Raw genomic sequence first — 17,525 nt, 5'->3', positions numbered from 1 at the left:
ATTAAGATACTATTTGGGAAAGTTTTTACTTCAAAGTTATGGCAACTAAAAAGGAGTTAGTCTTATGATGGCAATATCTCGATCATTTATTTTTTCTGTTTTATTACTATTGCTGGTACGGTATCTGTTCAAACTATTTATGCAGCGGCTGGTGCGTTCTCTGCGCAAGACAGTTTCCTTAAGCACTCTGTCAATGGTAAAACATTGTCGCCAGAAGAAATGCGTAAGCAATTTGATGAAATAAATGTTGTTGCACGTGAGTCAGTAGTAAATTTCAACAGGGGCTTTGCTTTGGCACATAATGCCAATATAAGTTCGATGAAAGCTATGGAAGTTTGCCAAGAACTTAAAAATATGAGTAGTAAAATCTATCAAGATTTGCATATTGCTCGAGAATCATTGATTGATGTACAGGGTAGTATTGATGATTTTAAGACAACGATGCGGCAAGCTGGCGAGGAAATTTGTGAGCAAGTACGTCAAGAAGCAGCGAGAAACAATCAGGAAGCTTTTGAAGATAAGCGTCGACTTATTCATGAAAAAATTCACGAAAAGCAGCGACAGGGAATTTTTGAACAAGGTGAAAGAATTCGTGCGCAAGCAACGGTTGATGCTGAAGAAGTTAAGTGGCAGCGCGTTAAAGAGATGCTTGAAGATCCCTATTTGATTGCAAAAATGCTTGGCGCACTGACGGGCTTTGTCTTTGGTTGTTATCTGATTAAATATGGGGTTCCGCTTGTGATTGACTATTTTTCTCATCCGCGCGTGATTAGTGAAACGTCAGAAGATCGTTGGTTTTGGCAAGACGAGATAACGCCTGAAACCGAGTTGAAGGATCTCTTTTTTACCCCGAACGTTCAAGAGCGCTTATTTGATTTGGTCTTGCGCATAGATTCTGCGCGATCATTTAATGAAAATTTACCAAACGTTTTATTGTACGGGCCGCCGGGCACGGGGAAGACCGCTTTTGTCAAAGCGCTAGCACACGAATCAAATTTTGATTATGCCTTAACGTCTGGTTCTGAATTTGCAAAAATTACTGATCTGAGCTCGTTGAATGACGAGCTGCGTAAATTGATTGAGTGGGCCAATGATTATTCAGATGATTCAAAAGGGTTGATTGTTTTTATTGATGAGGCAGAATCGTTATTTGCTAACAGAAAGTTGGCAACAACGTCGACGCTCACTCAAAATTTTATCAATACTTTTTTGGCGCTGGTGCAAGATAGTGGGCAAAAAAATATTATGTTTATTTTCGCGACCAATCATCCCTTTAAATTGGACGATGCGGTTTTAGATCGGCTTGGTGTTTCTATAGAAGTTGAGCTGCCGGGCGTGCAAGAGCGTGCACTTATTTTGGCTGCGTATCTTCAAAAATTTGCCAACGACAACAAAGATTCAGTGGTATCAATACAGCCTGAAGTTATGAATAGGTTATTTCATTATGCTGAAATGATGGAAGGCTTTTCACCTCGCACCATAAAATTTATTGCAGAAGAAATGATTGTGGTGACGCGACGACAAAAAAATGTTGATCTTACCGATGCTATTGTTACCGATATTATTCGAAAAACCCAAGGGATTCAGCAAAAAGTACAGGAGTGGAAAAAAGAACGTGATGCGTGGGTTACTGCCCAATTGATTGGGGTTGGTGCATGAAGCGTAATATTTTTTTATTATCAACAATCGCCTGCTTCTTTTTGTTGTTACCGAATTTGCAACCATTAAAAGAAACTCATAAAGAATTATTAAATACCGTTGAAGACGTTTTAAAAAAGAAGAATGATGAACTTGTTGACAATGATGGCGTTATGTATGCCCTGGTAAATATTATTGATTCTAATAATAGTAAAAACGATGGTAATGGAAAACTGATTTGTGAATTATTGGACAAACAAGTATCTATTCTTGAAAAGATTGAGAAGCAAACAAACAAGGGGAAAAATAGGTGGCGTATCAAGGTAAAACCTTTTGAGGTGTTAAAGCTGCTTGTTATTGTTGTCGTTATTGTTGGCGTTATTTATTGCGTATGGGCTTATAAGTGGTACCAGCCATTTTTAGATTTCGCAAAAAAAATAATAGAATTAATTATACAGGCGGCAAATTTAGTGAAAGAATTGTTGAAATGGTTGTGGGACTCATTGCCTGCATGGGGTAACGCATCTGCTAATGCTACAAATGATGCTGCAAAAAAAAGTGAAAAAGAGTCTAAACAAGATGTTAGTGATAGTGCACAGGAAAAAGCTGCAACCGCAAAACAAAATAAAAAAGAAGATGAGCAGGATTTTAGTGAAGGAACACAAGAAAAAAAAACTATGCCTGATATGCCACAAAGGCCTGAAGATTTTCAGGGTGTTTTTTTTCATGAAAACGAGGCAACTCTTTTTGATAAAAACGGGAGTGTTTTTTTTCATGAAAAGCTCGTCGAAGAAGTAAAAAAACAAAACGAAACATTAAAGCTGTTGCTCGGGTTAAATGAGGTACCACATGTGTTTCAAGAAGATATTAAACTAACACTATGGCAACAAAAGACTAGGTTCGATTTGGAGGATTATATTGCGTATGCAAAATACCTTCAACGAGAGATAGTACGACTTCAGGATTGATGATTCGTTAATATTGGATGACCCAAAACGTCTTTCTATAGCTCAGTAAGCTCCAGCATATTCTCAATAAAATTCATTTTAAAACCATTGGAAGAAACCCATCCATAACTCTCATCATTTAAATATACATTTTACCTAAAGATTCGAGTAAGCTCTAATGTAAAGATCAGAACACCTTTTTAATTTTGAAAAAAGCGTTCTGATCTTTGTTCAAAATTTTTATCTTTATTTCTAACATCTCTCTTAAAAAGAGTAATTTTCCAATCTTCCAGATTCTGGGCGGAAAAAACAATTACAAACGCATCGTAGAAAAAATTTAGCGCAGATCTATAAATCTCTGAAGATGTCGAAAGGACTGTCCAAATCGTCGTCTTATCGCTAGAATGCAACTTTCTCATACCATCCATTTCTTCATAAGATTCTCTCTTTTTTATATCACAAATAATAGCACGCTTAATAAGTTGAATTCTGTCAACCAATTCTCTTGGGCTATTTTTATGTAAATCAAAAACACTAATATTACTACCATCAGTAATATCTTCTAAAAAAGCGCTGTACCTAGATTCGTCAAGTAACTTAAGAAGGCTCTCAGACTCAATATGCGGCATAATTTTAAAGTAATTCAATTCTTTTTCTTGTGCCGCTTGAATCATACAATAAACCGTTATTGGTAACGTATCAAAAAAATTACTTACTTCATGTTGCAAGGGAATAACAGAATCTGATAAAAAATAAGCTCTTAACTCTAGCTCCCTTTTCAACGAATGTTGAACCCAAGCATGAGAAGATTCATTCAATCCACGCAAATAAAAAACATTTTTGGGATTCTCATTCAACAGCCTAAGTACAACAGAAAGAAGTTCAATTGTATAAGGACAACGATTAACGACATTTCCTAAAAAAATAAAATAATCGTTAGGATTTTTTATAATTAAATTTTCATCAATAATATTTAATTCTTTTAATTTTTCTAAATAGCGAACCAATGGATGAAAAGCACCCTGAATAGACCCAAAAACAACAATTCTTGAATCTTGGTTAACTTGAATTTTTTGAACAAAATCACCGCTCCAACCTTGCTGCCCTCGATCTTCAAGAACATCAATCAGCATTTTTTTAAAAAAACTTGATGAAAATAATGGTCTACGATGTAATCCAAAATAATACAAAAGCCAAACAATCTTTTCTTTAAATGTACGTAATAAAGATGGTCCAAAATTTTTTTGGTAATAAGATTCATAACTTGGTTTAACAAAGTTTTTACCCTCCATCTTAATATTCTCATCAATGGTTTGAGCATATTCCTGCAGCTCACTCAAGGTTTTAAAACCTTCGGTATAATAAGGCTGTGGCAAGAAAACAACGAGCGCAATAAGCGCTAAAAGCACCCCACCAACAATCCCCAAAATCCATTTTTTGCTTCGCGCTTGCGCTGGCACTTGAGGCTTTTGTTCTTCTACTTTTTTTTCTTCCATCACAACCTCTTTACTTCAGAATGTAGGTAACCACCACCATAAACAATACAATCGTCACAAAAAAACCGTAAGTATTAATGCGCTCGGTAGTGCGCGGCGAGTACAGTACCGTATCGGCATCAGGCTGCTCATGCGGCTCATACTTGCCCTTGTCCATAGAAAGCATGTACTGCCGAACAAGAAACAATTGAAAAAGAAAAATGAAAAACGACAGCACGAGAAAGAAGATAAAGAACTTGTCGGTGACCGTAAAATAGCCAACGCGCGGGCTCATATTTTCAATAACAAAACGATAGCCCAGCAAGGCGGTAATGGCGGTAGCCACCAACGTAACTTTTGAAATGTAGCTATTAAAACTCATTAAAAACGTTATAAAAGCAAGCAGAACGGTAGCAAAAAGTGGCACAAAAATAATCAACATCTTTTTGATACCGGCTTTTTTAAAGTCGATAATAAAAATAGCTTTGGGAATACCAATTTTCTTATCTTCGCGATATTCGTCATAATGTAATTCATTATAGCCAGAAAATGATGCTATCGAATTTATTTCCCAGTCAGCCGTAAAAATATCATCAGATATAACAAATGATTGCGCATCAATCGCATCATCAAAATACATTTCAAAAGGAGAAATAAAATCATTAATTAATTCGATAGAAAGACGATGGTCTTCAAGCGGAAAGCGCTCGAAATCTAAATTGGTGTGTAACGAAACAATAACATTATATTTTACGTTAATTTTGTTACCATCCATTGTCACTTTTGGTTCAGAGCGCGATAAAATCTCACTGCGCTCAAATGAAAATTTTTCGATTGTTTCAAGCGTAATCTCGTTTTTATTAAACTCAAACCAAACCACCGCTTCCATAATAAAATTGTTGGCTACAAAATCAAATTTAGAAAAACTTTTTATATACAGCCCAGTTCGTACTTTTGCCGCAATATCACGAAATTGAGTCCGAACAAGTAAATTGACAGGCGCAACATCTGGCATCGGGTCTTCAGATCTAAAATGCCGCAAGGTAAACCCAACCAGCACCATCACATAAATCATGGCGAGCATGAGAACAAGAAATTTAAGTTTAACATTGTGCAGCCACGCTGCGCGCACGTTATTCATTATTCTCACTTTCTTGGTCTGAAATTAACGGTTTACCAACACCTTCATTTATCCACACCCGCGGTGACAACGAACGATCCTGCGGATTAAAGCGCACTTCAAATCCTTTGTACACTTCATTAAATTTCTCAAACTGCGCAATAATTTTTGGAATGGTCGGTATACCATCAATCCGACTAATGCACTCTGCCAGCAGCTCAAGGCCGAGATACGCTTCAAAATAAAAAGGCGTATCGGCACGGAATGATAAAAAAGATTTCATTGCTTCACGATATTCTTGCGCAATTTTCATAGTAGAATTTTGCGGATCGGGAACGACCGCGCTCACAATCAAATCAATACCGCGCGCCGTCTTGAGCAACTTTTGGATGGTGGTTAATTCTGAAAGGCCAACGAACAAGGCATTATGCAGCCCAGCATCCAGTGCCTTGCCAATAAAATTGTATGCAGGTCGCGGATGCGCTAAACAAAAAACAGCGTTGGGCGAAGCATTCGCCAGTTCTTTCAGCGCGCCTTTTACGCGCACCGAACCTTGCGGGTAGGCAGCTGTCTTGACCGCGGTAATCCCACGACGCGCGAGCGCTTGCGTCAATGTTTGCAACAAACGCTTGCCCCACTCGCTTGCTTCATACAAAATGGCAATCTCACTGCGAAAGCGCTTTTTCACCACATATTTTACGAGCATCTCAATTTCAACTTCATACGATGGCCGAAAATAAATAACGTTTTCATATTTTTTCTCACGCAGTGAAACATTACCTTCAAAAGGAAATAAAAAGAGCGCCTTTTTTTTACTGATAAATTTTTCAAGCGACAAAAACATTTCGGTGCCCATCAGGCCAGTAACGAGCGGCGATTGCTGCGCAACCATATTTTTAATGTTCTTCGTTCCTTCTCGCCCCACAAACTCATTATTGCCGCGATGTCGTATTAAAAAACTTCCACGGCCTTTGCTTTCGGTCGGCAGAAATTCCATGCTTTTCAAAAAATTAAGCGAGCTGGCAAGCATCTGTTTGCCAACCAACGCATTGTCGCCATACAAAGAAAACGAGGAACAAATCGAAATAATTTTTTTTACATCATCACGCTGAACCGGCAGCTCTGAATAGGTTGCTGGCTGCTGGGCCGTGACGGTGGCATGAGCAGCGTGCAGCAATGGTACCGTGATACTTGCCGCACAACAGAAACTCAAAATAATATTATTAATCTTCATGGCAGGCGTTTCCCCTTTTTTCAAGAATTTAAAACTAGGTTTAGGATGCAAAGATTGGATGTTTAAAGTCAAGGACTTTTAATTCTTCACGGATTTTTTGAGGGGAAGAACCTAAAAAGTGGCTTTTTTGTTACTTTTAGGCGTTTTTAAAGAGGATAAATTTATGATATAATTACAAATAATAATATTTTTAGAAAGTTTTTCAATAAATGGAGGTTTATATGAAAGTCTTTAAAAAGGCTCTTATTGCTATTTTTGCATTGTGTGCAACCAATTTCACTATGTTGTTTGGGGCGAGTAAGCCACATCCAGAACTTCAGTTATCATCGAGCGGCGGGCAAGAATCGTCCTTCTCGGCTAATCTAGGCGGCCAAGGAGCTAATCTAAGAAACAAAGCAGCCGTACAACAACATCGGCAACTATCTGAGACAGAAACAAATCAAATGATCTTGGGTGTAATGCAAGGAACAATTCCTATACCAACCGACGCTTTTTTTTTACTTCAATATAATGCGCTTGTCGCAGGTACTCTGCCACCACTAACACCGGCAGCTTACGCATCTCTTCCGCAAACCCACAAAGATTATATCGAATGGGCAAAACGGCAGCTGACTAAACAACTCGAACTAGCGCAGATCGAACAAAAAGACCGCGAAACACGCGAAAGAGCTTCGCACAAAACACCAATCATCATAGAAGATTCTTATAAACATGAAGCCTCGCACTCTTCTAGTACATCAGCAAAATTGAGCCTTGATTCACAATCAACACCTTGGTCCTCACATTATGAAAGATCAACCTATAAAAGACCCCCACCTTATTTCTCCTCTCATGAAGGATCAACTCTTGAAGAATCAACATATTCTCACGCTTATCTTGAAGGTGGAAACTCGTCAGGAATAACTAGAATAACCGTCAGCACGCCTCCTTATCTTCAAAATATACACACTTTGGAAAATGTGTTGCAACGCAATGAAAGAGAAGAAGCACAACGAGCACGAGAAAAACTAGAACAAGACAACGCACCTCCGCCTGTTCAAACAAACATAAGACCACAACCAAAAACACCTTCGCTTAAAAGACCTCATGATACAACGCCAACGACAGAACCGGCAAACAAAAAACAACGCACAGAATCAGAAACTTCAACATCATCAAGACAACCAACGCGGCAACAAGCAACTGAAGAGCCTCAAGCTCAAGAACCATCATCCAGCAATCAACCAGCTCCAAGAATGCCGATGCCTGATTTCACTCCCGGACCGCGAGTGCTCCAAGAACCACGGTTTCGTCGTCCAACATTACCAAGCAACTTTAACTATCAACCCCAAGATTCTTTTGTAGTCGAAGGCGAAGAAGAAGATGAACAAGAAGACGATGATCCATATCTACACACCGAACGAGGCAATGCTTACGCCGATGAATATTTTAGAAAATATAAATCTGAAAGACCATTTCCTTTGGGCCAAAAAATACGCTCTATTCTGAGTAAACCAGCACACCAACGACACAATCAAGAACGTCAACTCCTGTACGAATACAAAAATCTCGTTCGTCTCATTTATGATGATATGCAAAAAGAGTCACCTCAATTCTATTTGGATCCACCTTTCGGCACACCTCAGCAACCAAGACCACAATTTCAACAACCTCAGACAAGCAGAGCCTTTTATCCACAAGCCAGACCACTCAACCATCTTTCTGAAGAACAGCGGTTGATTTTCATAAGGAAACTTCTGCTATTAGACCGCCCCTTCGACAGAATGGAACAATACACCATGGATAATCTGACTTACGCGCAAAAATTCATAACCATGGAATATCTTTTTGACGTGAACCGCCCTTGGCGCAGCGCAAAAGAACTATATTTCATTAATAAAAACCCACACATTTACAATGATGTTGTTTATAGAAGAATCGCTGAAGCACGCATGAGGCACTACTTTTCTCCCGAAGGAGAAAAAGAAAGAGCAGAAGAAGCAAAACAGCGTGAAGCTGAAGCAGAACAGCGACGAAAAGAAAGAGAAGAAGAGCCCATCAGGGCAGCAAAAAGATGGGAAGACCTGGAGGCGACCCACAAAAGAACAACGCCGGATTATGCTCATTCGTTACAAGCAAAATTGATTAGATTAGGAAAATATAACACCGCAAAATTTTATGAAGGCCGTTCAGAGTACTTTGCAAGCAAAGAACGCTCCATAAACACTACCTTGAACAATCCTGCGACTAGAACAAACAACTATGAAGTTGCGAATGATGATTTACGCCAAGAATTTGCAAACTTTACCGGCAATGATTTCCAACAAGAACTCCACAGAATATCAGTCAATGTTATCAATAGCGCCACCGCTGCTCGTAAAAAATATTATCAAAATCCAAGCTATGAGGGCAATAAACAATATCATTCTGATAATACACTTCCCATTATTTGCGAATATTTACGCGTTGCGCGCTTATGTAATCAACAAGGAAAAATCGAACAAGCAAACTCTCTCGTTGATTTTTGTTATTTTCTTCAACAAGCTACTGAATTGATCGATAGCTTTGTTGAAAAAAATCAATGGGGAATAGATGGCTTCTTATTTGGATGGGGCAATACACTATCTGATTACGCCAAAAAATTTGGCGACAAAATTCTTAACTATATAAAAGATGAAACCTCTAAAGATAAATATTTTTATCTCCCCACTTCTTTTAACAGCAAGTGTAATTACGCAAAAGATGCTCTACAAAAAGCTCTTGAACTATCTTTAAGCGACCCTGCAAATTTTGAAGAAAAAATCATAGCAGAAGGTGCCGCCATACAAAAAGAAATCAATGCTTCGAATGGACGACAAGGCACCAATGCTTTGGCATTTATCACCAAAAGTATTTTCTTTGGCGATGAAATCAACCTGCCACAGTATGACAGTTATAATTTTCATGAGAAAATTGAAGCGCCTTCTTCTTGGGAACAACGCATTGGTGACTCTGCTGAAGGTAACAACGACCCACGCTTTCCCATCAATCAAATTTTTTCTCATGTATTTTCCTCTGCATACGCAGAAGCACAAAGAATGCGTCCAACACGGTCAAGCGTTATAGCACAACAGCAGCAAATACAAACAGCCAGTCAACAAAACTGGGAAACATTAGAAAAAACTTTTAATGAAAAAACTAAAGATCAAAAAAAAGATTTTGCACAAGAATTAGTAAACTTAGGTAAAGAATATACAACCAAGGGAGCCAATTACAACAGACAAACTAACGCTATCAAACAAACCCTTTTTTATCCTGAAACCACCATCCAAAAACATTACGGCCCTGAAATACCGGTTGAATTCAGATCCTTTACCGGCTCTCCAGTTCAACAAATTGTACACCAAGATCTTGTAGATACGCTCGCTAAAAGATATGGCTTAGAACACACATCAACCTACATGCCATACTATCGCTCTGACCATAAGGGCCTGCAAAAAATCGATACATTATTGATGCACCTTGCAACACAATCACGCCAAGCAAATCAAGCCAATCAATTACGGCATGCCGCCACAATTAATAAAATCGCCAATGACCTTGTTACTGTGGCAGACATCCTTGGAAAAGTTGATTGTTCTCGGTCATCATTTACCCACATAAGCAAAACAGAAGAAAAACTCGATACGATTTACGAAAATGGCCAAACATATCTCGAGACGTTAAATACCATGGTTGACGGCATTGCAAACGACCTTTGCGAAACAACTATTGAATCGTTTACGCACCAGAACGATTTTTTAGAAAACACCCTTGAACCAACGACACAACTGCGTGAGCGCATACAAAACGCTACGCCAGAAAATCGAAACGCAATTAATGCTGAAGTCGCCCATTTTATAACCCACAGCTTATTTCATGAAGCAGCAGACCAAGGTACCATCAACAGAGATCTCACACAAAAACTTAACAGCGAACAGGAAGCTCGTAACCGCAGCACAAATATTCAACGCTATCAAAGTTACCACCACCCCCTCTCGACCATTGTGCAAAAAACGATTAGCAAGCTCAACCAACGCGCACAAGCCCATCATGGAATTGCACCTGCAGCCCCAACCGCTGCGTCACAAGCACCCGCACAACATGTGCCAGCACCAAGTCAACCAACATCAGCACCATCAACCAGCACATCATCAAGCTCGTCGACAGCACCAGCCCCTGCGCCATCAGCCGCAGCCGCTGCGCCGCAGGCACCAGCACCAAGAGCAAGTACACCGACAACAACTCATTCTGCAACATCATCAAGCTCAACTTCAAGCTCGTCATCACAAACATCACGCCCATCAAGCTCAAGTAGTGGCTCAACACGTCCTTCAAGCAGCTCCTCGAGTTCCAGCAGCTCAGCCGCAGCCCCATCTTCGAGCAGCTCATCATCAAATGCACCACGTTCTTCGAGTAGCTCATCAAGCTCAAGCAGTAGTTCTTCAAGCAGCTCCGGAATTCAGCACGACCAAGTACTTTTTAACGATCCCGCATTGCTTAACGCCCTTCAACTCGATTTAACACTGACAACACAAGAATTTGAAGCAAACAATACGCTGCGTGAAGACACGAAAGCTGAACTCATGGCCCGTCATCAAGCAAGATTGGAATCTCTACAAGAAACAGAAGCATTCCCAAATCGTTCGGTTGAGATGATGCCGCCCAATTTTGAAGACGACATTTATGGGACCAATGAATTTGCAACGCTATTTGACGTGAGTAGAATTAATCCAGAAGAAGGATCCCCTCTTGAATTGCAATTGCATAATGAACTTTGCGCTACCATCAAAGAAACTCATACGATGCTCAGAGATAACCCGTATAATACCCATCTAGAAACCACCGCGCCCGTAATTTATTACTACACCGCTCTTGCAAAATCACAAACAAACCCAGTCGTTGCGTTTAATCTTTCAGACTTTTCCTACTTTTTAATGCGCGCAAGCGAAGGAACCGTGCAGTTGACTAATATCATCGCACGCGGCGCAGGCAAAGGGCTTATGAATTATGGAGAACAATGGATTGATCTTATTAGCCACCCAAGAAAACTTCCTATGCACCTGGTTGACCGATTCTTAAGCCCGGTCAGACTTGCCGGCATCGCATTAACCAAAGCAATCGACGCCATCAACCTTGCTTGCAGCAATCCCGAAGAATTTCATGCTCGCGTTGAACAAATGATATCAAATTCAGCTCTTTTCATTCAAGAGCATCCCGAAGAAGCAATTGCTATGCTCACTGAGATTTTGTTGCAAGGCAAAGTTAATAATGCTTTTAGATTTAAAAACATACAACCTCTTGTCAATGCTATAAAAAATCAACAAGAACTAGTAAACTCGTTGCTAACAAGACTGACGGGAGGCCTTAAGCATAGAATTGCTCAGCTACTCGAGCCTGTCAAAACAGCGCTTAATAATGGTGCTCGCAGAGCCAACGGCATTATAAATTCTTATCACGAGAAAGCAATAAACCAAGACCATATATTTTCCAGAGACCATCGCAGAAATGGTATTATGAATTTGGGCGCAACTGAAGATGAAATAATCAGTCGTTTTAAAAACATCGTTGACAAAGTAGATTCTCACGGGATGCTATCAGAAGGAACAAATTGTATCAAAACTAATCTTAACGGCCTAGCTGTAGAAATAAAAGTACATATCGTAGATGGCAGGGTAATGAGTTTTAATGGTTACACGGGTGACTCAAATCGTATATCTAAAAATACTATAAAGTGGGTCGAACAATGAAAGAACAACAAATGTATGAATTAAATAAAATCCATGAAGAAAAATTAAAAAAAAACTTTGAAGAAAAATTACATCACGATCCACAAAACATAGATCTGCTATTCAAATTGGCCATTTTAGAAATACACCCCCCAAATGGTGATGATATTAAATGCATTGCATACCTTGAACAAATATTAGCTCTCGATACAGATAATGTCCAAGCGCTCTTGCTCCTTTCTTATCTTAAACATTACACTTTATTTGAACATGCCGATGAACATTTAATGAATAAATTAACATCGCTCAAAAGCTCTTCCGATGAATCTGATTCAATGCTTCGTTATGCAGCTTCTTGGTTCTTTCAATTCAAAGGAGATGACGAAAAAGAAACTTTTTCCCTACAAGAATCCATCGCTCTCGATCAAAGAAATGTCTGGAGCTATGTTTACCTTGCTGACAACTACTTTACACAAGGAAAAAATTTAGAGGCTAAAGAACTTATTCACAAAGCTCTTGGCAATATAAAAAAAATATATACAGATAATGAAATATTTGAATATGATGAACCGGATTTAAATGATTTTTTAAATCACTATGTAAAAGGAATTTACGTTACTCCACAACAGGTAAATTTGATAAAAAAACGGCTCGAAAAATGAAAAAAACAATGAATAATAAAAAAATTCTTGAAAAAAAATTAAATCAAAATGGAAAAAACATAGATCTTCTCTTTAAATTAGCCCTTTTAGAAATAGAGCCACCCGAAGGCGATGATGTTAAATGCATTGCATACCTTGAACAAATATTAGCTCTAGATAAAGATAACGTTCAGGCGCTCATACTCTTCGCCTATCTTCACTACTATAATTTATTTGAACATGCAGAAGAAGATTTAATAAACAAATTAATATCTCTTAAAAGCCCTTCTGATGAATTAAATTCGATGCTTCGCTATGCAGCTTCTTGGGCTTTTCAATTCAAGGGCAATAGCGAAAAACAGATATTTTTTCTAAAAGAATCCATAGCACTTGATCCAAAAAATGTGTTTCATTATGTCGGTCTTGCTTATAATTACTTCGAACAAGGTAAAGATTTAGAAGCCAAAGAACTTGTTAAAAAAGCTCTTGGCAATATAAAAAAAGTATATACAGATGACCCATCTGAATATGATGAAACCAACCTAAATGATTTTTTAGGTAACAATATAAAAGGAACTTACCTCACTCAACAAATGGTAAATATTATTCAAAAGATGCTCGATCAATAAATTGAGCATAAAAATAATTTTTAGGGCGCATCATGTTTTAAATTCGAAACATGATGCGGCCGCTTTTTTTAAATCCCAGCTTTGCTCATAAATCAGAAATTGCAGCACTTCAAAAACAATAGAATTTTCTCCAATCCCCATCTAGAAACCACCGCGCCCGTAATTTATTACTACACCGCTCTTGCAAAATCACAAACAAACCCAGTCGTTGCGTTTAATCTTTCAGACTTTTCCTACTTTTTAATGCGCGCAAGCGAAGGAACCGTGCAGTTGACTAATATCATCGCACACGGCGCAGGCAAAGGGCTTATGAATTATGGAGAACAATGGATTGATCTTATTAGCCACCCAAGAAAACTTCCTATGCACCTGGTTGACCGATTCTTAAGCCCGGTCAGACTTGCCGGCATCGCATTAACCAAAGCAATCGACGCCATCAACCTTGCTTGCAGCAATCCCGAAGAATTTCATGCTCGCGTTGAACAAATGATATCAAATTCAGCTCTTTTCATTCAAGACAATCCTGAAGAAGCTATTGCTATGGTGACTGAGATGTTGTTACATGGCACTGTTCGCAATGCCCTCAGATTTAAAAACATACAGCCTCTTGTCAATGCTATAAAAAATCAACAAGAACTAGTAAACTCGTTGCTAACAAGACTGACGGGAGGCCTTAAACATAGAATTGCTCAACTACTCGAGCCTGTAAAAACAGCTATTAATAATGGTGCTCGAAGAGCCAATGGCATTATAAAGTCCTACAACGATGACGCAATTAAATTGAAACATGTATTTTCAAACGACCATCGCGCACAAGGTATTATGAAATTGGGCAACACACAAGCTGAAATAATTAGTCGTTTAAAAAAGATTGTTGACAAAGTAGACGCTTGCGGGATGCTAAAAAACGGTCAAAATTGTATCAAAACTATTATTAACGGCCTAGAGGTGGATATCAATATAAATATCGCAGATGGCATAGTAAGAAGTCTTAATGGCTACGTAGGCAACTCAAATCGCATATGCAAAAATACCATAAACTGGCTCGAACAATGAAAGAATTACAATGTATGAATTAAATAAAATACGCGAAGAAAAATTAAAGAAAATCTTTGAAGAAGAATTACATCAAGATCCACAAAACATATATCTACTATTTAAGCTTGCTCTTTTAGAAATAGAGCCGCCTCGAGGCGATGATGTTAAATGTACTAAGCACCTCGAACAAATATTAGCTTTCGATATTGATAACGCCCAGGCACTCATACTCCTGGCTTACCTTAAAAATACTTGTTTATTTGAAGAAGCTGATGAACATTTCATGAATAAATTAACATCGCTCAAAAGCTCTTCGAATGAGTTGAATTCTATGCTTCGTTATGTGGCATCTTGCTTTTTTCAATTCAAAGGAAATCGCGAAAAACAAATATTTTTTCTAGAAGAATCCATCGCTCTTGATCCCGAAAATGTCTGGAGTTACTTTGACCTTGCTCAACGTTATTTTTCTCAAAGTAAAAATTTAGAAGCTAAAGAACTTATTCATAAGGCCCTGAAAAATATAAAAAAAGTGTATGATGATTCTTTTGATGACTATGACAAAACAAGCTTAAATGATTTCTTAAATCACAACATCAAGGGAATTTACGTTACTAAAGAACAGAAAGAAATTATCGAAGAGATGCTCGATCGATAAATCTAGCATAAAAATAATTTTTTGGCCGCATCATGTTTCGAGTTTAAAACATGATGCGGCCGCTTTTTTTAAATCCCAGCTTTTCCCATAAATGCAATAATCAGAATCGCTATATTTCAAAAACAATAAAACTTCTGTCCATGATTGATTGATGATATACTCTGCCAATAAAATCTTCACATTCACTTCAAAAAAAAGGAGCTCTGTCATGAATAAGAAATTTATATCATTATTATTTTTCTGTGCATTGGCACTCACGTTAACATTGTTTATCAATATCTCATCAACAAGAAAAAATATTATCTCGCTTCATTCTGCGGCCATTAACAACCTGCCTGTAAAATTAACAAATCTTATACGACAAGGCGCCAATGTTAACGCAGCAGACAATCAAAGCCGTACGCATCTGCTTTATTCATCCTTCTATGGCTATCCTGAATACATAAAAGCCCTTTTAGATCATGGTGCTGATGTTAATGCTACAGACAATGACGGCATTACAGCTCTTCATTCTGCTTCCGGCAATGGCCACAATGAATGCGTAAAAATTCTTCTAGAACACAACGCTAATGTTAATGCCATGGCCAATGACGGCATTACAGCTCTTCATAATGCTTCCTTCAAAGGCCATATTGAATGCGTAAAAATTCTTTTAGGACACAACGCTAATGTTAATGCCATAACCAATGACGGCATTACATCTCTTTATAATGCTACCTGCAATGGCCATACCGAGTGTGTAAAAATTCTTTTAGATCATGGTGCTGATGTTAATGCTACAGACAATGACGGCATTACAGCTCTTCATTCTGCTTCCGGCAATGGCCATAATGAATGCGTAAAAATTCTTCTAGAACACAACGCTAATGTTAATGCCATGGCCAATGACGGCATTACATCTCTTCATTATGCTACCAGCAATGGCCATACCGAATGCGTAAAAGTCCTTCTAGAAAATGGCGCCAACGTTAATGCCATGACCAATAACGGCGCTACATCTCTTCATTCTGCTTCCGGCAATGGCCATAATGAATGCGTAAAAATTCTTCTAGGACACAACGCTAATGTTAATGCCATAACCAATAACGGCATTACATCTCTTTATAATGCTACCTGCAATGGCCATACCGAGTGTGTAAAAATTCTTCTAGAACGTGGCGCGGAAGTTAATGCTACAGACAATGACGGCATTACAGCTCTTCATTCTGCTTCCGACAATGGCCATAATGAATGCGTAAAAATTCTTCTAGAACACAACGCTAATGTTAATGCCATGACCAATGACGGCATTACATCTCTTCATTATGCTACCAACAATGGCCATATCGAATGCGTAAAAATTCTTCTAGAACACAACGCTAATGTTAATAATACCATGACCAATAACGGCGCTACATCTCTTCATAATGCTTCCGACAAAGGCCATACCGAATGCGTAAAAATTCTTCTAGGACACAACGCTAATGTTAATGCCATGACCAATTACGGCGCTACATCTCTTCATAATGCTTCCGCCAAGGGCCATATTGAATGCGTAAAAATTCTTCTAGGACACAACGCGAATGTTAATGCTACAGACAATGACGGCATTACATCTCTTCATAATGCTTCCTTCAAAGGCCATATTAAATGCGTAAAAATTCTTCTAGAACACAACGCTAATGTTAATGCCATGACCAATTACGGCATTACATCTCTTCATAGTGCTACCAGCAATGGCCAGACCGAGTGCGTAAAAATTCTTTTGGCACATGGCGCCGACAAAACCAAAGCCATTACCGCCGGAGAATTTATTGGGCAAACAGCAGAAACATTAGCACAAAGTAAAGGCTTTAAAGACATCGCACTTCTTTTGGCATAAACATAATTTTTGGCCGCATTTGAATTTTTTATATTCAAATGCGGCCGCTTTTTGTTGCTACTATTTTTCACTCGTACTATTCGTACTCATTGCTTAATTCATCGATTATTTCTGGATAATCATTACTTAATAACACAATAATTTCGATCAATTCATTTTTTGTTTTACGCTTCAGCATTCGCTCAAACTCTTCATGTTCCGCTATCTGATCCATAGATTGTCTTGATGAGCGATAAGTACGACCATCATTATGAGCAATCAATGTCAATAACGTAGCTGCCAAATGTTTACACGGTCCAAACTCTTCAAATGCTGGACAGGAACACTTACCATCAATACGATTATTGTTAAAGTTCGCTTCTACCTTATAAACTCTTGTACCGGATGCTTTTGCTTTGATTACCGTCTCTGAGACTGAAATGAGTTTGATCTGACCATCTTTAAAATAATTTTCTCCTCGAGAAAAATATGGCTCTGCAATAAAAGCTTTAACATGCTCTCTACGTAACTTCATCATCATTGTATCCCTGATCCTTTGCTGGATTTTTATTAATTTCGTTG

General features: G+C 38.4%; 13 protein-coding genes. 8 read left to right on the top strand and 5 right to left on the bottom strand.

Annotated elements, in window-relative coordinates; all coding sequences use genetic code 11:
• Positions 1 to 219: 219 nt before the first annotated feature.
• On the top strand, positions 220 to 1,659 hold the full coding sequence (locus IPF37_06010; GenBank protein QQR49077.1) for an AAA family ATPase: 1,440 nt from the start codon (positions 220 to 222) through the stop codon (positions 1,657 to 1,659).
• Entirely contained in the window at positions 1,656 to 2,606 is a 951-nt protein-coding gene (locus tag IPF37_06005; GenBank protein QQR49076.1) for a hypothetical protein, read from the top strand. The genes IPF37_06010 and IPF37_06005 overlap by 4 nt, the downstream gene beginning before the upstream one ends.
• A gap of 179 nt (positions 2,607 to 2,785) precedes the next feature.
• Here IPF37_06005 and IPF37_06000 read toward each other — a convergent pair whose 3' ends face one another.
• The 3 genes from IPF37_06000 to IPF37_05990 are packed head-to-tail and all read right to left on the bottom strand — an operon-like array spanning position 2,786 to position 6,414.
• Positions 2,786 to 4,081, bottom strand: a complete 1,296-nt coding sequence (locus tag IPF37_06000) for a hypothetical protein (protein QQR49075.1) — start codon at positions 4,079 to 4,081, stop codon at positions 2,786 to 2,788.
• 10 nt (positions 4,082 to 4,091) lie between these two features.
• The gene (locus IPF37_05995; protein QQR49074.1) at positions 4,092 to 5,201 is read right to left on the bottom strand and encodes a hypothetical protein; all 1,110 of its coding nucleotides are present in this window, start codon (positions 5,199 to 5,201) and stop codon (positions 4,092 to 4,094) included.
• The gene (locus tag IPF37_05990; protein ID QQR49073.1) at positions 5,194 to 6,414 is read right to left on the bottom strand and encodes an ABC transporter substrate-binding protein; all 1,221 of its coding nucleotides are present in this window, start codon (positions 6,412 to 6,414) and stop codon (positions 5,194 to 5,196) included. Before IPF37_05990 ends, IPF37_05995 begins: the two co-directional genes overlap by 8 nt.
• A gap of 221 nt (positions 6,415 to 6,635) precedes the next feature.
• Between IPF37_05990 and IPF37_05985 the strand changes: the two genes are divergently transcribed.
• The 5 genes from IPF37_05985 (at position 6,636) to IPF37_05965 (ending at position 15,103) form a co-directional block, all read left to right on the top strand.
• Entirely contained in the window at positions 6,636 to 12,161 is a 5,526-nt protein-coding gene (locus IPF37_05985; GenBank protein QQR49072.1) for a hypothetical protein, read from the top strand.
• On the top strand, positions 12,158 to 12,802 hold the full coding sequence (locus IPF37_05980) for a hypothetical protein (protein QQR49071.1): 645 nt from the start codon (positions 12,158 to 12,160) through the stop codon (positions 12,800 to 12,802). The genes IPF37_05985 and IPF37_05980 overlap by 4 nt, the downstream gene beginning before the upstream one ends.
• A gap of 8 nt (positions 12,803 to 12,810) precedes the next feature.
• A complete protein-coding gene (locus IPF37_05975) occupies positions 12,811 to 13,410 on the top strand; it encodes a hypothetical protein (protein QQR49070.1) in 600 nt (199 codons plus the stop codon).
• Positions 13,411 to 13,509: 99 nt separating this feature from the next.
• Positions 13,510 to 14,466: a hypothetical protein gene (locus IPF37_05970; protein ID QQR49069.1), complete on the top strand. Its 957-nt coding sequence runs from the start codon at positions 13,510 to 13,512 to the stop codon at positions 14,464 to 14,466.
• Positions 14,467 to 14,476: 10 nt separating this feature from the next.
• A complete protein-coding gene (locus IPF37_05965; protein ID QQR49068.1) occupies positions 14,477 to 15,103 on the top strand; it encodes a hypothetical protein in 627 nt (208 codons plus the stop codon).
• 30 nt (positions 15,104 to 15,133) lie between these two features.
• Here the strand turns inward: IPF37_05965 and IPF37_05960 are convergent, their stop codons facing one another.
• Complete coding sequence (locus IPF37_05960) at positions 15,134 to 15,283, bottom strand: hypothetical protein (GenBank protein ID QQR49067.1); 150 nt, start codon at positions 15,281 to 15,283, stop codon at positions 15,134 to 15,136.
• 28 nt (positions 15,284 to 15,311) lie between these two features.
• On the opposite strand from IPF37_05960, the gene IPF37_05955 reads away from it, so the two are divergent.
• Entirely contained in the window at positions 15,312 to 16,964 is a 1,653-nt protein-coding gene (locus tag IPF37_05955) for an ankyrin repeat domain-containing protein (GenBank protein ID QQR49066.1), read from the top strand.
• A 76-nt stretch (positions 16,965 to 17,040) separates the two neighbouring features.
• Here the strand turns inward: IPF37_05955 and IPF37_05950 are convergent, their stop codons facing one another.
• Positions 17,041 to 17,478 carry an SWIM zinc finger family protein gene (locus tag IPF37_05950; protein QQR49065.1) on the bottom strand — a complete coding sequence of 146 codons (438 nt, stop codon included), beginning with the start codon at positions 17,476 to 17,478 and terminating at the stop codon, positions 17,041 to 17,043.
• Positions 17,479 to 17,525 lie beyond the last annotated feature (47 nt).

Source organism: bacterium (assembly GCA_016699045.1).
GTDB lineage: Bacteria > Babelota > Babeliae > Babelales > RVW-14 > AaIE-18.
The sequence above is the reverse complement of the archived record's forward strand: the minus strand, read 5'-3'. Positions and strand labels throughout refer to the sequence as shown.